The organism is Klebsiella sp. 2680, assembly GCF_900198535.1.
GTDB lineage: Bacteria > Pseudomonadota > Gammaproteobacteria > Enterobacterales > Enterobacteriaceae > Klebsiella > Klebsiella indica.
In genome coordinates, this window is the sequence record NZ_FZNJ01000001.1 from 770,647 (window position 1) to 795,441 (window position 24,795).

Here is a 24,795-nt window from a genome sequence, read left to right on the forward strand (position 1 = left end):
GGCCCTTTGGCATTCTGTGGCCCATATCAATTATTACCAGACCGGCATTTCATCCTGCAGGAAAGGGTTGTGCAGACGCTCATAACCGAGAGTTGACTCGGGGCCATGACCGGGGATAAACGACACATCATCGCCCAGCGGCAATAATTTACGCTTTATAGCCTCTATCAGTTGGCCATGATTGCCGCGCGGGAAGTCGCTGCGCCCTACTCCGCCTTTAAAAATCACATCGCCAGAAATCAGCAGACGGGAAGTCTCATCAAAGAAGACGACATGTCCAGGCGTATGGCCGGGACAGTGCAGCACCTGTAGAGACACATTGCCCACGCTAACCACATCGCCTTCATTCAGCCAGCGATCCGGCTGCAACGGTGGACAATCTTCCAGACCAAACATCCGGCTTTGCGCGGGCAATCCTTCCAGCCAGAACTCATCTTCTTTTTCCGGACCGATAATCGGCACAGCATAGTGTTGCGCCAGCTCAGCCGCAGCGCCAACATGATCAAGATGACCGTGCGTAAGCAGGATCTGCGTCAGGCAAACGCCCGCTGCGGTAACCGCTTGTTTGATCCGTTCAGCGTCACCACCGGGATCGACCAGCGCCGCCAGCCGGGTTTGTTCACACCAGATTAAGGAACAATTCTGCGCGAACGCGGTAACCGGAATAATACGATAGTTCATGATGCTCCTTTCGTTACCAGTGCCGTACTGGACCAGTATCAATATGCACAAAGTTGCTACGTGGATAGTATCCTACACCACCAGCGCGCATAGATAACGCCGCTTTGCGAACATTGCTTAACGAAATACCTTCAATATGGAAATCCATGGCCTGGCCCTTAGTGTGGTAGCTATGTTTTGCCACACCGCGACTCCGTGCGCGAAGCTCATTATTGGTATCAACAGAACGATAACCAGAAATAAGCTGGACAGGTTTATTGGTGCCAAGTAATCCCTGCAAGCGATAGAGCTGATCGAACAAACCAGGATCGATAGATTTAATCTTATTCGCGCGATAATCGCGGAAAAAGTGGTTAAGTCTTGCTAATTCATCCTGAATATAGCCTCTGCCATCGAAAAACTCTGCCTTGAGTGATTCACCAGTATGCAGGTTATTCAGCGTCAAAATACGCGGTCGGGAGGTCGAGAGGGTGGCAAATGCCGGCGCAGGCAGAATGGCAGCAGCACCGAGGGCAGCACCACCTAACGCCAGCAGTTTGCGGCGATTAGCGTCAAATTTGTCCATGATAATCAGGTCTACAGGTAAATGAATCGTAATATATTTTTCCGCTAACTCCCCCGTTAGCCGCAGGCAGACAATGGTTCCGTTGGTGGCTAATAAATCTCAACCACAGAACATGTTCTGCATACCGCCGCAGCAGTTTGCGGAATGATATATATAGCCGTCATAGATCACGTTGCTGATACGTTAACTACACGCATTCACCCGAATATCTTACCGGAACACCTGCAACGCGAATTATTTTGGCTATATATGCACTTCTGGCGCACGAAAAGCACCTTACCGGGCATTATTGCCAACGTCAAGGCAGCCTCTCCCCAGTAAACACGGGCCTTACAGACAATAAGGCCCGTTTTCACACAGGAATAAGACAACCGAATTCGTTGAACTACTTCATTTATCTGATTAATTGTTCGGCTTTTGCCAGGATTTGTGCGCTGGATCGCGCGGTGAGATCGTAATTGTAAATATCTGTTCGATATTGTGTACGCCCGTCCGCGCCGACAAATGCGGTCAAATAATAGAGATTAACCGGAATGTTCTGACGAATATTAACGTAGCGCGTATTCCCCTGTTTGAGCGCATCTGAAATTCGTGCATCGTTCCAGCCCGCATCCTGCAAAAGCATATTCGCCAGCTCCGAGGCTTTATTTACACGCACACATCCTGAGCTTAACGCCCGTACATCTTTCTGGAACAGGTTATGGTTCGGCGTATCATGTAGATAAATCGCGTCCGAACTTGGCATATTGAATTTATATCGCCCCAGAGAGTTGTGCGCGCCAGGCGCCTGCTGGAAGCGGAACGGCAAATTCGACGCCGTTATCGTCTCCCAGTCAACCTGCCAGGGGTCGATCGCCTCTTTACTATTCCAGCCACGCAACACCGTATAACCGTGCTGTTCAAGATAGCCAGGGTTATTGCGTACCTTTGGCAGGATATCTTTGCGCGCCAGCGTTGGAGGTACATTCCACGGTGGGTTAACCACCACATTATTCAGCGCACTACTCATCATCGGCGTTTTGCGATCCGGACGGCCAACAATAACCCGCGATGCCAGCACCTGACTGCCATTCTGGTAATAAACCAGCGAGAAAGCAGGAATGTTCACCATAATGACGGTTGAAAGATTACCCGGCAGCAGGCGCAAACGCTGAATGTTCAGCGCCAGCACCCCGGCGCGCTGCGCGGGCGAAACGTTAAGCCAGTCGCGAGTAGACTGGCCAATCACGCCATCGACGCCCAATCCCTGCCACGCCTGAAAACGCTTAACGCCTGCAACTAACTGACGATCGTACACGCCACGATCGTTATTCTGCCTCTTTTTCCCGGCAGATGAACTGACCGCCTCGCCGGGCAAAACAATTTTGGCGGCATCATCCAGCATACCGGTGCGCTGTAAAATTTCACGCAGCGCACCGACATCATTGCTCCATTCACCGGGACGTAACGCTCTCTTGCTGATCAGCTGCGGCCATGGGCGGGAATCAGCAACCAGCGCCAGTAGCGCCTGGTGCATAGCGGCGTATTGCGGATGCTGCGGCGCCAGACCGGCAATAAACTGCGGCAACGAACCGTTATCCAGCGCCAGTTGCCACTGGTTAATGACCGACAGCGGCGGCGTCGACATCACGTAGGGTTTTGTACCATACAGCCAACGGTTGCCCTGAGTTGGAATGCCGCTAATAAAATACAGATAGCCCATCATGGCGTCTGATAGCACAATATCACGCGCCATGCCGTTCACCGAAGGATCGGTCAATAACTCGACCCAGGTGGTAAACTGCGGCTGAAATCCGGCGATAGCGACTTCAGCCAGCTGCTGTTGAAACGCCTGTACCGCCTCACGATTATCCCACATCGGCTTCATGCCTCTCGCTGCATACAGCGAGACCAGCGGATTGATAAATACGGGTTGATACCCGGATGGCAGCAGCGCCTGAATCTCGGCGCGGCTTTTTGTCGCCGCATCAGCAGGAAGCGTCTGCTCGCCAGCCATCTTCGCGACCGCCGCCGACTGACTGGCGCTCTGACTCAGCGCGGACGATATCTCGCCAATCGCCGCGGAGCTATCTGCTGGTACAACTTCAGGCTCTTCGGCCTGGACCTTAAACAGTGGAGCAAATGCAAAAACCAGGCTCAGGCTGAGCACTGATAATTGACGACCATACCGTTTCTTTAGCAACATCCCTTGCCCCCTGTTAACACATTGCTGCCCACAAAAATGGAGCTTAAATTCAGTATATGAAGATGAAAACGCGTTTGCCTTCCCAAATGTAAAGAAGTTAAAAGATTATACAATCCTAAAATCGCGTTACCGCTAACAAAAAGGGCGACATCGCGCCGCCCTTGTGTCTGGTCATTGAATAACCTTATGAAGCGTTTGCCGTTCCCGGCAGCGTTTCGGGCAGCTGTGGTGCAAAGCCGCGCAGCCCCACCACATGCACATGCTCGTGATTATTCACCACCTTACGCACCAGTTTATAGGTGGTGCCTTTTTCCGGGCTGATGTTTTCCGGCGCCGCGATAATTAACTGCATCTCCAGACGATCGCACAACTCAAACAGCGTGGCGATAGAGCGGGCATCCAGACGCGCCGCCTCATCAAGAAACAGCAGACGGCAAGGAGAGATATCCTTACCGCGCAGGCGCAGGGATTCATCTTCCCAGCTCTGCACCACCATCACCAGAATCGACATCCCGGTACCGATAGCCTCGCCGGTAGAAAGCGCTCCGGATTCCGCGCGCAGCCAGCCGTCTGAGCCACGGTTAACTTCCACTTCCATTTCCAGATAGTTGCGGTAATCCAGCAGCTCTTCGCCAATGGTTTGCGGCGTACGCTGCCCCATATCAATCTGCGGATTCAGGCGCTGATAAAGTTTCGCCAGCGCTTCCGAGAAGGTCAGACGGTTGCTGTTGAACAGATCCTGATGCTGTTCATGTTGTTCTGACAGCACGTCCAGCAGCATCGCGTGAGTTTCCCGCACGTTGACGTTCAGACGCACGCTGTTGACCTGACCGAAGGAAACGCTCTGTAGCCCCTGGTTGAGCATCCGAATACGGTTCTGCTCGCGCTGGATGGTCTTACGAATGATGTTGGCCACGCTACGGGAGCTGATGGCCAGCTTCTGCTCGCGGTTGGTCAGCTCTTCCGTCAGGCGGCTGAGTTCGATCTCCATCTGCTCAATCGCTTCCACCGGATCGTCGGTACGGATGATATCCTGACGAATACGTTCGCGCAGATGCTGATAAACAGCGACAAAGAACTGAATTTTGCGTTCCGGGCGCTTCGGATCTTCAGAAATACGCAGCACATCGCGCAAATGTTCGTTATCGGCCACCGCCAGACGCAGCGCGCCGAGCGCCTTATCCGACATTGAACGCAGTTCATCAGCGGAGAGGTAAGCCAGCTCGCGACGGTGCAGACGACGCTCCACACCGTTGTCTTTCACCAGCCGCATCACCGCACACCAGCCCGCTTTGGCGCTAACCACCTGTTCGCGCATCTCACAATAATCGCGCTCCAGCTTACGCAGCTTGCGGGTCAGGTTGTCCATTTCCGCTTCGCAGAAGGTTAGCGCTTTTTCTAACTGATTACGCCGCGCACGGTTGTTGCTGAGCTGCGCGTGGAGCTCATCGCGGCGCAGACGGGCACGCTCTTCGGCACCGGCGTCAGCGCGTACGCCGATATCCTGAAGCTCCTTATGCAGATCATTGAGCAGTTCTTTTTTGGTGTCATACGAGCTTTTCAGCGACGCCAGCACCTGATTGTACTGGTTGAGCTGCGTAGCGTGAGTACGCAGCGCTTCACGGGCGCGGGCGCGTTCCGCTTCCGCCTGCTCCAGACGCTGGCGCAGTTTCTCGTTGAGATCGCTATTACCGCTTAGCATCTCTGCAGAGTCAGAATAGCTAAAATGAGCCCGGCGCTGCACCACTTCACTCAGCGCAAACGCCTGTTGGCGCGCATCGCGCTGGGTCTGCTGCGAATACGCATAATCTTCTTTCAGTTGTTCAAACTGTTCCGGATCGCTCTGGAGAACAGAAACCATCGGCTCCAGCTTCGCCAGTTGATTGCCATGCTGCTGCACGAAACGCGCGGCTTCCTGCGCTTCATCAAGGCGCGCCTGAATTTCATCAACGCGCTCGGCCAGCGAGTCATCAGCCAGCAGATTCAGACGCGGCAGCAGGCGGTTCAAAGCGGAAACGCCCTCTTTTGCCTGCTCGTACTGCACGCGGTTCTGCTGATTATCGCTCTCGTGCGCGCTCAGCGCCCGCTCCAGCTCGCCGCGACGGGTATTGAGTTTGCGAATTTCTTCTTCCGGGTCGTCCTCAAAGGCTACCGCCAGATGATTGCCGATAAAACGGCTGAAAGCCTGATGCAGGCGCTGCGTTTTTTGCACATCAAACGACAGCGTCGCAAAACGCTCAGAGAGGCTTTCGCGCTCGGCGTGCAGCGTTTCAACGCGGCTTTCGCGAGCGGCGCGGCCAAACAGCGGCAGCGTCGGAAAACGTGAATAGCGCCACTGACGATCGGCAATTTTAACGACAACCGCTTTTTCCAGCTCATCGACACTGAATACGCTGTCATCAAATGACTGCGGATCTCCTTCGATCAAATAGAGATCTTCAGGACAATCTTCCAGCCCTTCCAGTTGTTCAGCGATGAGTGACAGATCCGGCACCACTATCGCGTGGCGCGACGGGCCATATAACGCGGAGAAGTACGGAGCATCATCGAGGCTAACGTCGTCATAGATTTCTGACAGCAGCACGCCGCCGAAACGTTCCGCAAGGGCATTCAGACGCGGATCTTCCGAACCGCCCGGCTGGCTGAGGCGCTCAATTTCTTCATCGATAGCACGCTTGCGGGCGCCCACGTCGTCACGCTCGACGATGGCCTCCCGTTCGCGCTCCAGCAGTTGCTGAAGATATTCGGTGACGTCCTGGCTTGATTCAAACTGCTCGCCGCTCTGCTCGCACAGCTGATTGAGGCTGTTCTGCGCCGCCAGCCAAATGGGCGCGCGACGCATCAGGGTTTGCGTGCGCGATTGCAGTTGTTCCAGTTCCTGACGCAGGGCCATCCGCCGTTCGCTGGCGGTGGAAACGCTGTCGGAGAGCGAGGCTATGCGGGCTTCCAGCTCCTGGTGCAGGGCTTCCAGTTCGTCAATATCGTAGCGTTTGCCCTGGCGCTTACAAAACTCATTCAGCTGGCGCTCGGCATCCTGCTGTTCACGCAGGCGCTGTTCCAGTTCCGTCAGACGGCTGCGCAGCCCGGAAGCTTGTTCTGCCTGATGCCGTTGATTGACGCCCTCGCGCAGCAGTTCGCGCGCCACGTCCCAGGCTTCATTACGCGCCAACGGACCGTTGATCTCCGCCACCAGTTGGTACGCCTGTTCAAACTGACTGTGCGCGGTCTGCGCCACGCTTATTTTCTGTTCCAGCGACAGCATTTTCTCCGTCGCTTCCTGCTCTTTCGCCTGGAAGGTTTCCAGCCACTGGTCGGCGCTCTCCGGAGTTAAATCCGGCAGGTGACACAGGGCTTTTGCCCGTTCCAGCGCCTGTAGAGCCTGATTGTACTGAATCGCACGGGTCTGCTGCACATCCAGCGCCTGCTGATAGTCGGCAAGCTGGTTTTTCAGCTCATCCACTTCCAGCTCGGCGGCCTCGGCGCGGGCTTCGTTCTCTTCCTGACGATCCGCCGCTTCGGCAACGACTTCATTTTGCTCTTCGAGACGAATTTGCAGTTCGTCAAGATCCGCCTCATAGCGCTCGATTTTTTCCTGCTGACGCAGCGCGGTCTGCACCAGGTTCAGATGGTCACTGGCCGCCTGATAATCGGCTTCCAGATCGCCTTCCGCACCGTTATGCTCCTGTAACTCGCGCGCCATATCAACGTGCTTGTACTGTTCAGCGGCAAGCTGTGACCGGGAGGTAAACAGCTCGCGACGATATTCCAGCGCTTTGTCGAGATGAATGCGTCGCTCATTGGCGTGACGCATATAATCAGCCGCGACATAGTTGGTGGCTTCGCTGATCAGATGTTTGAACAGATCGCGGTCAGACTGCGTGACGCGGATGGCTTCCAGCGTCATGCGGTTTTCACGCAGCGCCGCTTCCATATCCTGGAACGCTTTGCGCACGCCGCTGTTTTCCGGCAGCAGGTAGTCGCGCAACGAGCGGGTAATGGTGCTCGAAATCCCGCCGTACAGAGAAGCTTCAATCAGGCGATAGTATTTGCTACGGTCCGAGGCTGAGCGCAGACGGCGGGCCACCACGCCAAGATCGAACATCAGCGAGTGATACTCGGTAATGGAGTTAAACTGTTTGAACTGCACCCCTTCCATCGCTTCGAGCTTCTCTTTCAGCTCGTTGAGCGTCACCACCCGCGCCTGACGTTCGTTAAGGGTTTCGGTCAGCAACTGAGTTGGCTGAATGGCGGTGGGCAGACCCTGAATAGCAAAAGGCTTGATATCGACCTTGCGATCGCGACCGGCGACCTGCTGCAGACGAACCCCAACCACCACGCGCTGGTGGCGAGAATTAATAACGTCCAGCACCGAATAACAGACCCCGGCACGCAGCTTACCGTGCAGGCCTTTATCGCGCGAACCGCTGGTCGCACCGGCTTCCGTGGTATTGCGGAAGTGCAGCAGCGTCAGATCCGGGATCAGCGCGGTGACGAAAGCCGCCATCGTGGTGGATTTACCGGCACCGTTACCGCCGGAAAGCGTGGTCACTAATTCATCAAGATCAAAGGTACGGGCAAAAAAACCGTTCCAGTTAACCAGCGTCAGCGAGCGAAATTTTCCGCGTTCAATCATTACTCTTCCTCCCCGCTATCCGGCTGATTCTCTTCATTCTCGTCATTGAGCTGCAGGCGATTTTCCAGCGCCATGGCTTCACCATCGCGGATCATCCGCAGCTGCGCTTCGCGCGGATCGTCGCCGACGCGAACGTCAGCGCCGAAGCGGAAGACCGATTCAGTTATGCGGAATTTGCTGCTGTCGTGGCCCATAAACCACACCATGCCGAGACGACGTAAGCGATTGAGCGAGGCGCGCATCTTCTCCTGTAGCTTCTGCCGATCGAGATCGGAACCGGTGGAGCGGTTGTTAACCAGCTTCAGCAATTTGGCTTCATCCGCCAGGGTCAGCAGCTCGTCGTAAAGCTCCTGCTGAGTGAAGATACCTTCGTTAGCCAGACGCTCCGGGCTGAGGTAGAGGTAGCAAAGAATTTTGCCGACCATCATATCCAGCTCTGAAAGCACTGAGCGTGGGATCAGCGTGGTCGAACGCGGGCGCAGATAGAAAAAGCCCTCCGGCGCGCGAATCAGCTCAACGTTGTAGCGAGCATAAAACTCTTCCAGGTAATCCTGAAAATCCATTAAAAATGCGTGATTATCCAGCTCGTCAAGGCCGATATGACGGCCCGAGCGCAGGGCGCTATCCAGCGCCGGAAATAACGGATTAGCCAACGCTTGCGCCAGTTTAACCGGCATCACTTGTTCAATATTTGTCGATGACATGCGCCTGTACCTTGGCTCCGTAATCATTAATCGGCTGCCATTTTGCCGGCAGTCCGGTGAAATCTGCTTGCGCTACGCCCAGACGTACCGCCTGGTCGACAACAATTCGCGCAACATCAAAGTGGCGCGCACGCGGATACTGCGCCAGATATTCGCGAACCACCAGGCCGAGATCCAGCGGCACTCCTTTCTCTTTGTAAACCGCCAGTTGCCCTTCAATAAGCGCCGCAAGCTGTTCGCGAATTTCGTTAAACTCTTCGTACTCCAGATCCGCAGGAAGTTCCCCGGTCACCTCTTCATCGTGCAGCGCCATCTCTTCATCGCGCATATCAAGCAGACGATCGGCATTGGCATGGATTAGCGCCCATGGCGCGTCAAAGTAGGTTTGCACCGACTGACGCAGGCGCTGGGCGAAGACGCGATTTTTATCCATATCAATGGCGGTACGGATAAATTTATGCACATGGCGATCGTAGCCGATCCACAGGTCAATCGCCTGCTGGCCCCAGCTAACGATACGGTCCAGCTTACTTTGCAGATCGAACACCAGACGATCGATAAAATTCAGATCGTCACGCGCCATGGTTGAGTCCTGAATGCGCAGCAGGTTCGCCTGTAATTTATCGCCCGCGGCATCCAGCGTATCCTGCAGTTCACGCAGGGTACCAGACGTTTCAGACAACAGCAGCTCACAGCTGGAAATCGCCGCCCGCCAGTCTTTGTTCAACAACTGGGCAATATCATCTTTCACCAGTTGCTGCTGCTCATCCATGATCCGTTGAGTCAGGTCGATACTGTCAAAGATTTCCGCCACCGAGTATTTCAGCGGAGCGAAAACGTTGCGATGCCAGTGGAATTCATCGCCGCCCTCTTCCGCCGAGTCGGCGGCGCGTTTAAGCTCACCGGCAACGATTGATAGCTGCATCGACAGGCGCAGCGTGGAGAATTCGCGCTGGCGAATATAGTAATCGGTGATCCCGATCCCTAACGGCGTCAGGCGATAAATGGCATTCCCTTCGGTGATTTCGCTGGTAAAGCGGTTCAGCAGACGCTGGCGCACCATATCGTTAATCGCATTATTGGCGCGCTGGCTGATGGTTTCGCTGGTCTGCTCAAACGCATCACTGACGTGGCGGAACGCATCCACCAGTTCTCCCTCGGTCATTTCCCCTTCCATCCGCTCACCGTTCAGGGTGGCAATTGCCAGCAGGAAAGAGAGTCTGTCGACCGGCAGCGCAATAGAAAAATCATTTTTCCTGGCCCAGGCAACCAGTTCGGGGACTGTCTGGGAAAATTCACTCATAGTTTATCCTTGCATCTGCGGCTTAAGCGCGGTGACATGAATATAACGGCCTAAGCTAACATACGGCTCCTGACGACAGTAGCGCGTTTCCAGCTCCAGTAGCGCCGCATACTTGTCGTGCTGTTGGTGTTTTTCACGCAGATAATCATGAAACACCCGCACGCCGGTCTTACCGGTAATATGCCAGCCAATCTCCTCCAGCCAGCGGTAGACCTGCTGCGGATCGCGCGGATAGTCCGGCGACAGCGTGCGTTTTTTCTTTTTCGGCATGCCGATTTGCACATAGTCGAAATTTCCGGCCACCATATTGTGCATCAACAGGCCATTAGCATTGTAGAACATTAGCGACAACGCGCCGCCTGGGCGGAGTCGCGACCACAGCGCACGCAACACCGCCTGCGGCTCAGCCACCCACTCAAGTACCGCATGAAACAGTATCAGATCGACCGGATTTTCCAAATGCCGCGCAATATCCTGAGCCGCGCATTGTACAAAATGCATGTTAGCGATCACACCTTTATCAGCGGCCGCCTGCCGGGCGCGAGTGACCATTTCACCAGAGAGATCGCATAACGTGACATGATGGCCCATTTCCGCCACTTTGATCGCCGTCTGCCCCTGGCCGCCGCCCGCATCAAGAATCTGCAAAGGCCCCGGCCCCATCTGATTCAGCAATGGTTGCAAATCCTGCCAGAGGATTGCCTGCCGCAGCTGGCCTTTGGTGGTGCCGTATATATTGCGCGAAAATTTTTCAGCAATATCATCGAAATTACGATCCTGCACAGGTGACTCCGCAAGCCAACACAAAGTCGCTATTTTGTCATACCCACGCGGAGAATGAAGCGATCTGTTGTAAGATCGGGGCATATCTTTGGTTATATGGTTAAAAAAGGAACCATCTGGCATGCTTTTTACGCTGAAAAAGGTTTTAGGCGGTATGATGCTGCCGCTTCCCTTGCTGCTGCTGCTCATCGCATTCGGCATCGCGCTCCTGTGGTTTAGTCGTTTCCAGCGCACCGGCAAGCTCTGCGTCAGCCTCGGCTGGCTATTGTTGCTGCTGCTGAGCCTGCAACCGGTCGCCGACAGTTTGTTAAAACCAATCGAAGATAAATACCCGACCTGGCGCGGAACCGAGCGCGTGCAGTACGTCGTGGTGCTCGGCGGCGGCTACACCTGGAATCCAGACTGGGCCCCCAGTTCAAATCTTATCAACAACAGTCTGGCGCGACTGACGGAAGGGATCCGTCTGTGGTACGAGAATCCGGGTGCGAAACTCATTTTTACCGGTGCAGCAGCAAAAGCGAACCCGGTCAGCACCGCTGAAGCCGGGGCCAGAGTGGCGGAGAGTCTGGGAATACCGCGCAGCGAAATCATCACGCTGGATAAACCCAAAGATACCGAAGAGGAAGCCGCGGCGGTAAAAGCGGCGATAGGCAGCGCACCTTTTCTGCTGGTAACCTCCGCCTCGCACCTGCCGCGTGCAATGATTTTCTTTCATCACGTCGGGCTGAATCCTTTACCCGCCCCTGCCAACCAGCTGGCGATTACGTCTCCGCTTAACCCATGGGAGCGGGCGATCCCTTCGCCCGTTTGGCTGATGCATAGCGATCGGGTGGGATATGAAACGTTAGGGCGCATCTGGCAATGGTTAAAAGGCGCATCAGGCGAGCCAGGGCAAAATTGATTTTGCCGCCAGATCAAACCGGGTGCGGTCAAAGCGCCCGGTATTCACCAGATTTTCCACTTCATCCCACAACAGATACAGCCAGCGCCGCCAGAGAAACGCTTCCGCCACCGGCGCCCGACGCAGGTAGTGCCACAGCAGTTGTTCCTCCTGGCCACTATCGGCCAGACGGAATAGTTCATATTCCCGCGGCGCCCAAAGCATCATGCCCGGCCCAACCATCGCCAGCAGTTGATCGCTGCGCGGATCTTTCAGCATACTGCGCAACGTGAAGCTGCCGTGCACCAGCACACAGTTATCATTGAACTCTTTAAACAGCTGCGGCAGGCATTCACGAGTACGGAACAGTATACGTTTATCCTGCATTGTCAGGCCGGTATCCTGGTACAGGTTCAGCGTGCTCCAGAGCATCTCTACCCGCTGGCGATACCAGTGCGGCCAGAGATTTTCCTGAGTGCTGTCAACCCTTCCTACGCAGCCGCCGCTATCCTGTCGATGCCATGCCAACAGCGCCTCCACAATCTGTTCCTGCAGTTGTTCCCAGCGTTCTGGTGTGCGGGCAGGCGCTTCAACTGAAACGCCGCGTAGTCGTTCAATCAGCAAAACATCAGGCCCCGGATGCTCTTCGTGCGTCATCACGCCATAGACCACCGGCATACGTACGGTTCCACTGCGCGCAAGGGTCGATATTTTCCATGCCAGCTGACGGGCGACGCCAGGCGTCGTAAAACTCTTCGCCAATAACGGCAGAGGATTTCCCTGAGCATCATACAGCGACCATAGCGCCGTGGAGTTTTTCTCGCTAATGCACTCCACGCGACTTAATTTTTCCCCCAACAGGTGGCTCAATTCGGTACGCAGTTGTTCCATTCTTGATTGCCCCTATGAAAACTATCGGCTTCATAATGAGCGCCGACCGCAAGGTTGTCATCGGGTAAGATCAAAATTGCAACGGAAATAGGGAAAATTGGGCTGAGTGATATCCCCTCCTGATAGAGGGGAGAATAGAATTAACGCAGCTCTGCGCGTACGCGCTGCAGATCTTCCGGCGTATCGACACCGGTGCCAGGAACGACTTCCGCCACCGCGACATGGATTTTTTCGCCGTACCACAGTACGCGCAGTTGCTCCAGCATTTCAATCTGTTCTAGCGGGCTCGGCGCCCAACTGACATAACGGCGGATAAAACCGGCGCGATAGCCGTAGATACCGATATGCCGCAACAGCGAATCCCCGATGGTTGCGCGGGACCCGGCAAAACGATCGCGATCCCAGGGAATCGTCGCGCGGGAGAAATAGAGCGCGTAACCCGCGGCATCCATCACCACCTTTACCGCATTCGGATTAAATGCTTCTTCAGCATCGTGAATTGGCACCGCTAACGTCGCCATACCGCTGTCGCTGTTCGCCAGATTGTCTGCAACCTGACGCACTATCGCTGGCGGGATCATGGGCTCATCGCCCTGAATATTTACGATAATGGTATCGTCGCTAAAGGCGAATTTCTCAACAACCTCAGCAAGGCGTTCAGTACCTGAATGATGATCTTCACGCGTCATACAGACTTCACCACCGGCTGCTTTAACCGCGCGGGCAACATCCTGGTGATCGGTCGCCACAATGATACGCTCAGCGCCAGATTCACGCGCCCGCTCCAGCACATGGACAATCATCGGTTTGCCGTTAATATCCTGCAGCGGTTTGCCTGGCAGACGGGTAGAAGCAAAACGCGCCGGAATGATAACCACAAAACTCATGACTGGCTCTCTTCTGCAGCAAGCGAACGGGCTTCGGTTTCCAGCAACACGGGAATGCCGTCGCGCAGCGGGAAGGCCAGATTATCCAGTTTGCAGATCAGCTCTTGCTTATCCTGGCTGTAATACAGCTTACCGTTACAAACCGGACAGGCGATAATTTCAAGTAAACGATGATCCATGATTCCTCCAGATGGACCGAATAGATTCCGCAGCAGCATATCACAGCCTGGCTCAGGCGGCGTCAATTTCCCACCCCTGTCGTAGCCCGGTAAAGAGATCCGCCGGTCGCTGTCTGCAGACCACCTGTGTCATGTCCTGCCAGCGGGCAAAATCATCAATCGCCCGCTTTAGCCCCCTCTCCAGCCCCGACGTGATCTTCACGCCATTTTCCAGCCACAAAGCGATAATCTCCAGCACACCCGTTTTGCGATGCACTTTGCTATCCATCTTACCCACCAGTTTTCCCTGGTGCAGCAACGGTAAAACAAAATAGCCATACTGACGCTTTGACGCCGGCGTGTAGCACTCCAGGCGATAGTTAAAATTGAACAGCTGTTCTGCCCGTTTACGATCCCATACCACCGGATCGAACGGCGACAGCACGGCGCTATGAGTGGCTGTTAGCCTGCCGCCTGCCGCTGACTCCAGCTGTGACAGCACATCGCGATGAAGCCACATTTCACCCAACGCTTCCACATCCACCGGCACCACCAATCCCTCTTCCCGCCAGCTCGCCAGTTGCGTCGTCAGGGAAGGCTGGCGCAAACGATAATAATCCGCCAGCCATTGCGGACGAAAAATCCCCAGACTACGGGCGCTGTTGCGCAGCATTATCGCTTCAGCCTGCGCCTGCGAAAGTCCGTCCCGTTTATCATCCCAGTGGGGCATTACCCGCTGCGTTAAATCGTAAACCCGTTGAAAATTTCGCCGTTCGATAACCATCACTTTGCCGGCGGTAAACAAGCCTTCAAGATGGCGTTTGTGCGGTTTCCACGCCCACCACCCGCTGGCGCCTTTACGCGGGTGCCCGAAATCTGCCGAGCGGACCGGGCCATTTTCAGCAATATGGTTCAGGAGTTCCTGAATACCTGCAGCATGCTCGATCATCCACTCTTTGGGATACTTCCATCCCATGTTATCCGGCATCAGCATCCGGTGGCGAACAAGGGAAAAGTCGCTTCGCGGTAAAAAGCAGGCTTCATGGGCCCAGTATTCCATTAACTCACCTGCGCGTAATGACTCATCCAGCCAGACTTGCGGGTAATGACCCAGACGGCTAAAAAGTACAAGGTATGGACTACGGGCGACAACGTTGATGGTATCGATTTGCAGCAAAGACATTTGCTGAATAATCCGCAGAATATCTTCGGGCCGCGCACGGCGACGGGGCTTTTTCAGTAGCCCCTGAGCGGCAAGGTGGAGATGGCGGGCTTCTTGTAGCGAGAGGGACAATACCGACATGCAGGTTCTCCGTTAAGGGGCCAGTGCAGCGGTATAACAAAATTAGCGTTGCGCCAGCGTAACTAAGTCCGTGAGCAACCGCTGCGCGCGTTCGTCAGCCATTATGGCGTCAACTGGCAAATACCACCAGTTTGCCTGAGCAAATTTCCGGCATTTTACCGCATCTTTTTCGGTCATCAGCAGCGTTTGCTGCGACGTTGCCAGCGCGGCGACGTCGCGCGGCTGCAATGCCTGATGGTCGGCTAAAGCCACTGCTTTCACCGGCTGTACGCCACAGCTTTCGAGCGTGGCGAAAAAACGCGGGGGATGGCCGATCCCCGCCATTGCCACCACATTTTCCAACCTGGCGACATCCCGTTGTTCAGCAGTCAGCAAATTCACAGCCTGTCCGGGACGAAGCTGCATTGGAATTTCGCCAGAACGCGGGAGACCGCCATTAACGATAACCGCATCGACGCTGTGCAAACGCGAGGCACGTTCACGCATCGGCCCGGCAGGCAGCCACCAGCCGTTGCCAAAACGGCGCACGCCATCAATCACTACGATTTCTTTGTCGCGCGCCAGCCTGTAGTGCTGCAGACCATCATCAGTAATGATGATCTGCAGATCGTTGCCTGCAAGCAAGGCCTGGACCGCATCGCTGCGAGACGGTGAGACGGCCACCGGCGCGCCGGTACGCTGATAAATCAGCACCGGCTCATCACCCGCTTCAGCAGTATCGGTATCCGCATTCAGCAATAACGGATAGCTCGCCGCTTTACCGCCATAACCGCGTGAAACCACGCCGACACGAATACCGCGTTGCCGGAGTTGTTCCACTAACCAGATAACAACCGGCGTTTTGCCATTACCGCCAGCGGTGAGGTTTCCCACCACCACGACCGGTATCGGCGCTCGCCAGGCTTTTCGCCATCCTCGTTTATAGCTAAGCCGTATTAACCCGCTCACCAGGCCATATAGCCAGGAGAGCGGCAGTAACAACCGCCATAAGGGCGACTCACCGGACCAGATGCGAGCAATCATGCGCCAAATTGCATCTTATGCAGTTGGGCATAAACACCCTTGTGCTCAAGCAGATCGGTATGGCTGCCGCGTTCGACGATCTGACCGTCCTCCACAACCACGATTTCATCAGCCTGCTCAATCGTCGACAAGCGGTGAGCAATCACCAGCGAAGTGCGGTTTTTCTGCAGCTCGTCCAGCGCAGCCTGAATGGCGCGCTCGGATTCGGTATCCAGCGCCGAGGTGGCTTCATCGAGAATCAGAATCGGGCTGTTGCGCAGCAGCGCACGCGCAATAGCAATACGCTGGCGCTGACCGCCGGAGAGCATCACGCCGTTTTCGCCGATGATGGTATCAAGTCCATGGTCCATTTTATTGATAAAATCCATGGCATAAGCCATACGCGCCGCTTCTTCAATCTGCTCACGGCTGTACTCTTCAGTGCGCGCATAAGCAATGTTGTTAGCCACGGTATCGTTGAAAAGATGGACGTTTTGCGACACCAGCGCAACCTGATCGCGCAGGGAGCTCAGCGTGTATTCCCGCAGATCGTGGCCATCCAGCGTAATCTGGCCGTCATTAACATCATAGAAACGCGTAATAAGGCTGGCGATAGTCGACTTACCTGAGCCCGAACGGCCAACCAGCGCCACGGTTTTCCCTTCCGGGATAGTCAGATCGATGTTGCGCAGCGCAGCGACTTCGCGCCCCGGGTATTTGAAGGTGACGTTTTTAAATTCGAGGTTGCCCTTCGCACGATCAATCACCAGCGTGCCTTCGTCTTTCTCTTGTTCAGAGTCAAGTATAGCGAACAGCGTCTGACAAGCAGCCATCCCGCGCTGGAACTGAGCGTTAACGTTGGTCAACGATTTCAACGGACGCATCAGCGCAATCATCGAGGAGAAGACAACGGTGATCGTCCCGGCGGTCAACGTCTCCATTACGCTCGGGAAGCTCGCCGCATAGAGAACAAAAGCCAGGGCCAAAGAGGCGATCAGCTGAATAATCGGATCGGAGATTGAAGATGCTGACACCATTTTCATTCCCTGCAGGCGCATTTTGTTGCTGACCTTATCAAAACGTTTAGTTTCGACCGCCTGCCCGCCAAACATCAGCACTTCTTTATGCCCTTTCAGCATTTGCTCCGCGCTGGTGGTCACCTGCCCCATAGTATTCTGCATATTCTTGCTAATATTACGAAAACGCTTCGATACCACACGAATAGCGATCGAGACAATCGGCGCCAGGACGATCAGAATCACCGACAGTTGCCAACTGTAATAGAACATCATCGCGAACAGGCCAATAATCGATGCGCCTTCACGCACGACGGTGATCAGCGCGCTAGATGAGGAGGATGCAACCTGCTCAGAGTCATAGGTAATACGTGATAACAGCGTACCTGTGGACTGTTTGTCAAAGAAGGCGACCGGCATTCCCATCATATGACTAAATAAGCGGCGGCGCATCGTCATCACGACTTTACCGGAAACCCACGAGATACAGTAACTCGAAACGTAGCTGGTAATGCCGCGCAGAACCATTAACCCGATGACCACCAGCGGCATCCATATCAGCACTGAGCGCTCTGTTTTACCAAAACCATCATCCAATAACGGTTTAAGAAGCGATAGCATGAAGGTATCACTAGCCGCGTTAAGCACTAACGCTACCGCCGCAACGATTAGCCCGAGCTTAAACGGCGCTATAATCGGCCAGAGTCGGCGGAAGGTCTGCCACGTGGAAAGATCTTGATCGTTCTGCATTCAATAAACCAGCTTGTGTTGAAATAGCCGCATATTCTACCCGTTCTACGTCTTCCCGCCAAACCACTGATGATACCAACGCGGTAAAACTTGATCCCGTAAGCTATAGATATGCCAGTCGGTTGAAGAAAAAACGACCGTGATTTGCCCTTGATGCGCAGTGTCAAACCATTGATAACCTTGATTCTGGTAACGCTGAATCACTTTCGCTGATGGCATACGCCATGCGTTATAGCGCGAAACGGAAGCAAGCGCCGCCTTCCCGCCAACGCGACGCAACAAGCCCGCTCCCGACGACGTATTACTGCCATGATGCGGAACCTGAATGAGTGTAGACGCAAGATGTTGCCAGTAGCGGCTCATCATTGCCTGCTCCGCAGGCGCTTCAATATCTCCGGTCAGCAGAATACTGTGCTTACCGTCATCAATTCGTACCACGCAGGAGCGATCATTTCCCTGGGTTGTCGTACCAGGCAGCGGCCAGATAACGCGGATAGTTAATCCTCGCCACTGCCAGCTCTCACCGCGCTGACACGCTAAATGGCCTTCCCAACCTAACGGGCTGCGCACCCAGATATTGGGCCATGCTTTTAGTACAGAATTGAGTCCACCGCGGTGATCGAGGTGCTCGTGGCTGAGAACGATCCCCTCCAGTTGCAAATGATGCCAGCGCAGCCAGGGAAGAATAATCTGTTGGCCGCTGTCGCCGCCCGGCCAGGCGAGCCCGGTATCATAGAGCAGCGCCGCACCCTGCCGTTCAATAACCATAGCCAGCCCCTGTCCCACATCCAGCATTGTAACGCGCCATTCATCCGCCGGAATACTGCGCCAGAAAGGCCGGCTTAACAGGACCAGACAACTCAAACAGAGTGCCGGCAATGTACGCCAGACCTGAAAACGCCATGCGATCAACGCCAGCCACGGCAGTATGCTTATCCCCAGCCAACGCGCATCCAGACTCAGCCAGCCGGGTGGTAATTGGCGTAATGACCAGAATAGCGCGGCAAGAATATGGTCGGCTAAATGCCATATCGCCATCTCAATGATCAACGGCCCGCAAAGATGTAATAGCATTGCCGCCAGAATCAGCGGCACGACGACAAAGGTCACAAGGGGTACAGCAATAAGGTTGGCAATCACGGAAGTCAAACTGATGCCGTGAAAGAGCATAATCTGTACAGGGGCAAGCAGAAACATTAATCCGACCTGCAAATGGCCTAATCCGAGACTTTGGCGCAGTAACCAGTGCCTTGCGCAATGCGGCATCGGCGCCAGTTGATACCAGAAAATAAGCGCGGCAACAGCAAATGCCGATAGCCAAAGGCTCTCGGATAAAACCGCCAGCGGATCGGCAAACAGAATTGCGCCAAGACAGCAGCCCCATATTTGCCATGGCGACCAGCGTTTTCCTGACAGGCGTAGCGCGCAGCCAACGGCTAATGCGATGCTGGTGCGCAGGGCGGGAGGCTGCATGCCGGTTAACCAGGCGTAAAATAAAGCGCATGCCAGACCGGTCAGTAACGGTGCTCGCCAGCCAAGCCAGCGGCACGGGAAAAAGAATTGCGCACCTCTGAGCAGCAGCCAGCCCAGAGAAGCCCCTAATGCAATATGTAAGCCGGAAATCGCCATCAGGTGCGATGTACCGGTTTCCTGCATCAGGGCGTTAATCTCGCGGGGCACGGCCAGACGTTCCCCCATACCCAGGCCCAACATTACCGATTGCCACGGTAGCGCAGTTAGCCGCCGTTTTAACGATGCAAGATAGCGTGCCCGCAAACTACAGCGCTTGTCGCGTACTTCAGCGGAGAGAAATCGTCCGGTTAACGGCCGATGCTGTGCCAGTGCATAGCGTTGGCTATCGAACCCGCCGTCGTTAAGCTGCCCATGAACCGGACGCATGCGTAGCCGCATTGCCCATACCTGACCTGCGCAGGGCGGTTCCGGTAAAGCGTTGCCATAAAGGCTTACTCCTGGCGCGGGAAACAATCGCCGTCCATCCAGCCGTATAATCTTGCCCTGATGAGTTGTCTGCCCGTCTGTTGCGGTCAGCTCAATTTCAACCTGCCTGTTTCCGCCGGTTAACGCCTCCGTGGACCACAGGATCTGTCGAGCGCTAAGAATTCCCCAGAGCCAAAATAGCGTTATTAGCACCGCATATTTCGTCGCTTTACAGCGATATTGTGCAATAAGTAAAGCAAGAACAAAGATCCCCCAGATGAGAGATTTTTCCGGTAAGGCAGGCATCCAGAGTAGCGGCAGGATGCCGATAATCACACAGCCAGCAAGTTGTGGTAAACGCATTAACACCTCCCCGTTAGCGGAAGTGTTACTGTAAATAGAGGCGCGCGTCTCTCAGGAGGAAGATAATCTGTATCGTGTTATCCGGAGAATTGACGCCGTTACCGAAAAGCAAACGACATTTTGCGAGGTGAATCATAAAGGCACAAAAAAAGCACCCGCAGGTGCTTTTTTAACGTCTAAGTATGTTGTCGCTGCTCAGCGAAACTTACCCTTCATAAATATTGGCGCGGTCGCGTAATTCTTTGCCTGGCTTAAAATGTGGAACGTATTTACCTTCCAGTTCAACTTTGTCGCCAGTTTTTGGGTTACGCCCGGTGCGGGGTGCTCGATAGTGCAAAGAGAAGCTGCCGAAACCGCGGATTTCAATGCGCTCACCCTGAGCCAGCGTTGAGGCCATATGCTCCAGCATTTCTTTAACAGCATCTTCCACTGCTTTCGCAGGAATATGGGATTGCTGGCTGGCAAGTCTTTCTATCAATTCTGACTTGGTCATTATTCCTCCGGTTTCCTTTCAGGCAAAATTAGCTAACAGCTTAAACAAGGGCGACCGTAGCCGCCCTTTGTCATTGATTACAGGACGAATCCCGCAATCTGTCAAGTAAACTCGTCATAATTCAGGTTGTTGTAACCCGAAAGACTCAGATTACTCGCCTTTAGCTGCTTTGAAAGCTTCAGCCATTGCGTTGTTGGAGAAGTTTGCATCTTCCTGTTTGTTAACAGTTGCGATTGCATCTTTCTCATCAGCTTCATCTTTAGCACGAACAGACAGGCTGATTGCACGGTTTTTACGATCAACGCCAGTGAATTTAGCTTCAACGTTGTCGCCTACACTCAGAACCAGAGTGGCATCTTCAACACGGTCACGGGAAGCTTCAGAAGCGCGCAGGTAGCCTTCAACGCCATCAGCCAGTTCTACGGTTGCGCCTTTAGCGTCAACTGCAGTCACTTTACCGTTAACGATTGCACCTTTCTTGTTCAGCGCAACCCAGTTGTTGAACGGATCTTCTGCGAGCTGTTTAACGCCCAGAGAGATACGCTCACGCTCTGCGTCAACCTGCAGAACAACTGCTGCGATTTCGTCGCCTTTTTTGTATTCACGAACGGCTTCTTCGCCTGCAACGTTCCAGGAGATGTCAGACAGGTGAACCAGGCCATCGATGCCGCCGTCCAGGCCGATGAAGATACCGAAGTCAGTGATAGACTTGATTTTACCTTCAACACGGTCACCCTTGTTGTGGGTTTCCGCGAACTGCTGCCACGGGTTGTTTTTGCACTGTTTCAGGCCGAGGGAGATACGACGACGTTCTTCGTCGATATCCAGAACCATAACTTCCACTACATCGCCAACGTTAACAACTTTGGACGGGTGGATGTTTTTGTTGGTCCAGTCCATTTCGGAAACGTGAACCAGGCCTTCAACGCCTTCTTCGATTTCAACGAAGCAGCCGTAGTCGGTCAGGTTGGTCACGCGACCGGTCAGTTTGGTCCCTTCCGGATAACGTTTAGCGATAGCGACCCACGGATCTTCGCCCAGCTGTTTCAGGCCCAGAGATACACGAGTACGTTCGCGATCGAACTTCAGCACTTTAACAGTGATTTCGTCGCCAACGTTTACGATTTCGCTCGGATGCTTAACGCGTTTCCACGCCATATCAGTGATGTGCAACAGGCCATCAACGCCGCCCAGATCAACGAATGCACCGTAGTCAGTGAGGTTCTTAACGATACCTTTAACTTCCATGCCTTCCTGCAGGTTTTCCAGCAGCTGATCGCGCTCTGCGCTGTTTTCCGATTCGATAACGGCACGACGGGAAACAACAACGTTGTTACGTTTCTGGTCCAGCTTGATGACTTTGAATTCAAGCTCTTTGCCTTCCAGGTGCAGCGTATCGCGCACCGGACGAACGTCTACCAGAGAACCTGGCAGGAACGCACGAATACCATTCAGCTCAACAGTGAAGCCACCTTTAACTTTGCCGTTGATAACACCGACCACAGTTTCAGCATCTTCGTAAGCTTTTTCCAGCGTGATCCAGGCTTCGTGACGTTTAGCTTTTTCACGGGACAGCAGGGTTTCACCGAAGCCGTCTTCTACTGCATCGAGAGCAACGTCAACTTCGTCACCCACCTGGATTTCCAGCTCGCCCTGGGCGTTTTTGAACTGCTCTGCCGGAATGGCGGACTCAGATTTCAGACCGGCGTCAACCAGCACTACGTCTTTGTCGATAGCAACAACAACACCACGAACGATGGAACCCGGACGGGTTTCGATTTCTTTTAAGGATTCTTCAAACAGTTGAGCAAAAGATTCAGTCATGTTTAATCTTCAGGTTAATATTAACGTCCATCTGGCTCCGTGCCGGATGGGGTTGTTCCACATACCCGCCGTCAATCCATTGCAGCGGGGGTACTGCTAAATCGGTCGCACTTAAGCGAGTGCCAGTTTTTGGCGCGCATATTGTAGCGCTTTTTCAATCACTTGCTCGATGTTTAGTTCCGTCGAATCAAGAACTAACGCATCAGCAGCCGGGACAAGCGGGGCGACTGCGCGATTACGATCGCGGTCATCACGCTCTTTTATCTCGGATAAAAGGCGATCAAAGTTAACACTAATGCCCTTTTCCTGCAACTGAAGCATACGGCGGCGCGCACGTTCTTGCGCGGAAGCATCAAGGAAAATTTTCACCGGCGCATCCGGAAATACGACGGTTCCCATATCGCGTCCATCGGCAATCAGGCCGGGCAAGTCACGGAAAGCACGTTGCCGACGCAATAATGCCTCTCGCACCCGAGGGAAAGCCGCCACTTTTGAGGCGGTATTCGCCACTTCCTGCGTGCGAATCTCAGCGCTAACGTCTTCACCTTCAAGGATGACTTCCAGGCTGCCGTCAGTGGAAATAAAGCGAACATCCAGGTGCGCAGCCAGCGGCACCAGCGCGTCTTCAGATTCGATATCAACATGATGATGCAGCGCAGCGAGGGCAAGGACGCGATAAATCGCCCCTGAATCCAGCAAATGCCAGCCCAGCGTTTCCGCCATTGCCTTACACAACGTGCCTTTGCCCGCACCGCCAGGCCCATCAATGGTGATTACCGGAACAGTTGCCGTCATCTTTTTCTCCTTCAGCAAGGCGCGTAACTCTATAAATAAACGCAGCGCATTATACGCATCTATACGACGGAAAGTGAGCATTGCTTGCAAATTACGGACAACAGGAAATCCAGCGCGGAATAATGACTCAATTATAGCGGCTGACAGAACATCAGCCGGAAAGGCGACGAAGTTTTACTTTTCTCAGCAATTATGCGCCCGCAAAGATGGCATGGGGGACCTTTCGTGCTTGTCCCCCATTGCCCCGCTATTGCGCTGACGGGCTGGTGAGCGGTACCGCTTTACTCCAGACTTATCTGGTCGCTGAAGTTCATAAAAAATAATTCAGCGCAATCAGGCCAGCGTACTGATTCGCGCCAGTTGCTCGAAGTAATCAGGGAAAGTTTTCGCCGTACACTTCGGGTCGAGGATAGTTACCGGCGTGTCGGAAAGCGCCACCAGCGAGAAGCACATCGCCATACGGTGGTCGTTATAGGTGCCGATTTCAGCAAACTGCAATTTCGTCGGCGGAGTGATACGGATGTAATCCTCCCCTTCTTCCACTTCCGCGCCCACTTTACGCAGTTCCGTCGCCATCGCAAACAAACGATCGGTTTCTTTGACGCGCCAGTTGTAGATATTGCGCAGCGTGGTAGTGCCTTTGGCAAACAGCGCGGCGGTCGCAATCGTCATCGCCGCATCCGGAATATGGTTCATATCCATATCGACAGCGTTCAGTTCGCCACGCGTGCAGGCAATAAAATCATCGCCCCAGATAACGGTTGCGCCCATTTTCTCCAGCACATCGGCAAAGCGAATATCGCCCTGCATACTGTTACGGCCAATCCCCGTCACTTTCACCGTTCCGCCTTTAATGGCGCCTGCGGCAAGGAAATAAGAAGCAGATGACGCGTCGCCTTCCACCAGATATTGACCCGGTGAACGATACTGCTGCGCGCCTTGCACCACAAAACGCTGATAATTCTGGTTCTCAACCTCAACGCCGAATGTTTTCATCAGGTTCAGCGTGATGTCGATATACGGTTTTGACACCAGGTCGCCTTTAATTGCGATTGTCGTATCCTGCGGCGCCAGCGGCGCCGTCATCAACAGCGCGGTGAGAAACTGGCTGGAAACGCTACCGTCGACTTCAACCTGTCCGCCGCTGAAACCACCGCGCAGGCGCAAAGGCGGATAATTTTCCTGTTCCAGATAATCAATTTTCGCCCCCCCCTGACGCAGCGCATCAACCAGGTGGCCAATCGGTCGCTCTTTCATCCGCGGCTCGCCGGTTAACACAATATCATTGTTCCCAAGACATAGTGCCGCCGCCAGCGGACGCATCGCGGTTCCGGCATTGCCGAGGAACAGTTCTAATGCTTTCCCCGCCTGCAAGGGGCCGCCGTTACCGGTGACTTCGCAGCGAGTGCGATCGGATGACAAATTGTAATGAACTCCCAGAGCGCTAAGGGCATTCAGCATGTGGCGGACGTCGTCGCTGTCCAGCAAATTAGTCAGCACCGTCGTGCCTCCCGCTAATGCCGCCAGCAACAGGGCACGGTTAGAAACACTTTTGGACCCGGGCAGGTTAATCGTGCCATCTACGCGTGCAATGGGTTGTAACGTCAGGGATTCCATTAAACTCAACTCTCAAACAAACAG

19 protein-coding genes are annotated in these 24,795 nt (G+C 54.2%); 1 reads left to right on the forward strand and 18 read right to left on the reverse strand.

Annotated elements, in window-relative coordinates; all coding sequences use genetic code 11:
- Positions 1-33 precede the first annotated feature (33 nt).
- From FN037_RS03780 to cmoM, 7 genes are all read right to left on the reverse strand, one after another.
- Positions 34-681 carry an MBL fold metallo-hydrolase gene (locus tag FN037_RS03780; protein ID WP_138360484.1) on the reverse strand — a complete coding sequence of 216 codons (648 nt, stop codon included), beginning with the start codon at positions 679-681 and terminating at the stop codon, positions 34-36.
- A gap of 13 nt (positions 682-694) precedes the next feature.
- Positions 695-1,246: a YcbK family protein gene (locus FN037_RS03785; RefSeq protein ID WP_138360483.1), complete on the reverse strand. Its 552-nt coding sequence runs from the start codon at positions 1,244-1,246 to the stop codon at positions 695-697.
- 394 nt (positions 1,247-1,640) lie between these two features.
- Positions 1,641-3,431 (reverse strand): L,D-transpeptidase, encoded by a 1,791-nt coding sequence (gene ldtD / locus FN037_RS03790; RefSeq protein WP_142501567.1) that lies wholly within the window; start codon positions 3,429-3,431, stop codon positions 1,641-1,643.
- A gap of 184 nt (positions 3,432-3,615) precedes the next feature.
- Positions 3,616-8,064 (reverse strand): chromosome partition protein MukB, encoded by a 4,449-nt coding sequence (gene mukB, locus FN037_RS03795; RefSeq protein ID WP_142501568.1) that lies wholly within the window; start codon positions 8,062-8,064, stop codon positions 3,616-3,618.
- Positions 8,064-8,768 (reverse strand): chromosome partition protein MukE, encoded by a 705-nt coding sequence (gene mukE / locus FN037_RS03800; RefSeq protein WP_138360480.1) that lies wholly within the window; start codon positions 8,766-8,768, stop codon positions 8,064-8,066. The genes mukB and mukE overlap by 1 nt, the downstream gene beginning before the upstream one ends.
- Entirely contained in the window at positions 8,749-10,071 is a 1,323-nt protein-coding gene (mukF, locus tag FN037_RS03805) for a chromosome partition protein MukF (protein WP_138360479.1), read from the reverse strand. Before mukF ends, mukE begins: the two co-directional genes overlap by 20 nt.
- 3 nt (positions 10,072-10,074) lie before the next feature.
- Positions 10,075-10,854, reverse strand: coding sequence for a tRNA uridine 5-oxyacetic acid(34) methyltransferase CmoM (gene cmoM / locus FN037_RS03810; protein WP_138360478.1), 780 nt, complete (start codon positions 10,852-10,854; stop codon positions 10,075-10,077).
- A gap of 121 nt (positions 10,855-10,975) precedes the next feature.
- Here cmoM and elyC point away from each other — a divergent pair, with 121 nt between their 5' ends.
- Positions 10,976-11,755 (forward strand): envelope biogenesis factor ElyC, encoded by a 780-nt coding sequence (gene elyC, locus FN037_RS03815; protein WP_142501569.1) that lies wholly within the window; start codon positions 10,976-10,978, stop codon positions 11,753-11,755.
- Here the strand turns inward: elyC and FN037_RS03820 are convergent.
- From FN037_RS03820 to aroA, 11 genes are all read right to left on the reverse strand, one after another.
- Positions 11,732-12,625 carry a YcbJ family phosphotransferase gene (locus FN037_RS03820; protein WP_138360476.1) on the reverse strand — a complete coding sequence of 298 codons (894 nt, stop codon included), beginning with the start codon at positions 12,623-12,625 and terminating at the stop codon, positions 11,732-11,734. The two genes, elyC and FN037_RS03820, sit on opposite strands and share 24 nt — an antisense overlap.
- A 140-nt stretch (positions 12,626-12,765) precedes the next feature.
- Complete coding sequence (gene kdsB / locus FN037_RS03825) at positions 12,766-13,512, reverse strand: 3-deoxy-manno-octulosonate cytidylyltransferase (RefSeq protein ID WP_138360475.1); 747 nt, start codon at positions 13,510-13,512, stop codon at positions 12,766-12,768.
- Positions 13,509-13,691 (reverse strand): protein YcaR, encoded by a 183-nt coding sequence (gene ycaR, locus FN037_RS03830; RefSeq protein WP_138360474.1) that lies wholly within the window; start codon positions 13,689-13,691, stop codon positions 13,509-13,511. The genes kdsB and ycaR overlap by 4 nt, the downstream gene beginning before the upstream one ends.
- Before the next feature lie 52 nt (positions 13,692-13,743).
- Complete coding sequence (locus FN037_RS03835; RefSeq protein ID WP_142501570.1) at positions 13,744-14,973, reverse strand: winged helix-turn-helix domain-containing protein; 1,230 nt, start codon at positions 14,971-14,973, stop codon at positions 13,744-13,746.
- A 42-nt stretch (positions 14,974-15,015) separates the two neighbouring features.
- Complete coding sequence (gene lpxK, locus FN037_RS03840) at positions 15,016-15,996, reverse strand: tetraacyldisaccharide 4'-kinase (RefSeq protein WP_138360472.1); 981 nt, start codon at positions 15,994-15,996, stop codon at positions 15,016-15,018.
- On the reverse strand, positions 15,993-17,741 hold the full coding sequence (gene msbA, locus FN037_RS03845; protein WP_138360471.1) for a lipid A ABC transporter ATP-binding protein/permease MsbA: 1,749 nt from the start codon (positions 17,739-17,741) through the stop codon (positions 15,993-15,995). The genes lpxK and msbA overlap by 4 nt, the downstream gene beginning before the upstream one ends.
- 45 nt (positions 17,742-17,786) lie before the next feature.
- The gene (locus FN037_RS03850; RefSeq protein WP_142501571.1) at positions 17,787-20,042 is read right to left on the reverse strand and encodes a ComEC family protein; all 2,256 of its coding nucleotides are present in this window, start codon (positions 20,040-20,042) and stop codon (positions 17,787-17,789) included.
- Positions 20,043-20,247: 205 nt separating this feature from the next.
- Positions 20,248-20,535, reverse strand: a complete 288-nt coding sequence (gene ihfB, locus FN037_RS03855) for an integration host factor subunit beta (protein WP_002898165.1) — start codon at positions 20,533-20,535, stop codon at positions 20,248-20,250.
- 150 nt (positions 20,536-20,685) lie between these two features.
- The gene (gene rpsA / locus FN037_RS03860; protein ID WP_138360469.1) at positions 20,686-22,359 is read right to left on the reverse strand and encodes a 30S ribosomal protein S1; all 1,674 of its coding nucleotides are present in this window, start codon (positions 22,357-22,359) and stop codon (positions 20,686-20,688) included.
- A 111-nt stretch (positions 22,360-22,470) separates the two neighbouring features.
- Positions 22,471-23,154: a (d)CMP kinase gene (gene cmk / locus FN037_RS03865; protein WP_138360468.1), complete on the reverse strand. Its 684-nt coding sequence runs from the start codon at positions 23,152-23,154 to the stop codon at positions 22,471-22,473.
- Positions 23,155-23,487: 333 nt separating this feature from the next.
- A complete protein-coding gene (gene aroA, locus FN037_RS03870) occupies positions 23,488-24,771 on the reverse strand; it encodes a 3-phosphoshikimate 1-carboxyvinyltransferase (RefSeq protein ID WP_142501572.1) in 1,284 nt (427 codons plus the stop codon).
- Positions 24,772-24,795: the final 24 nt, after the last annotated feature.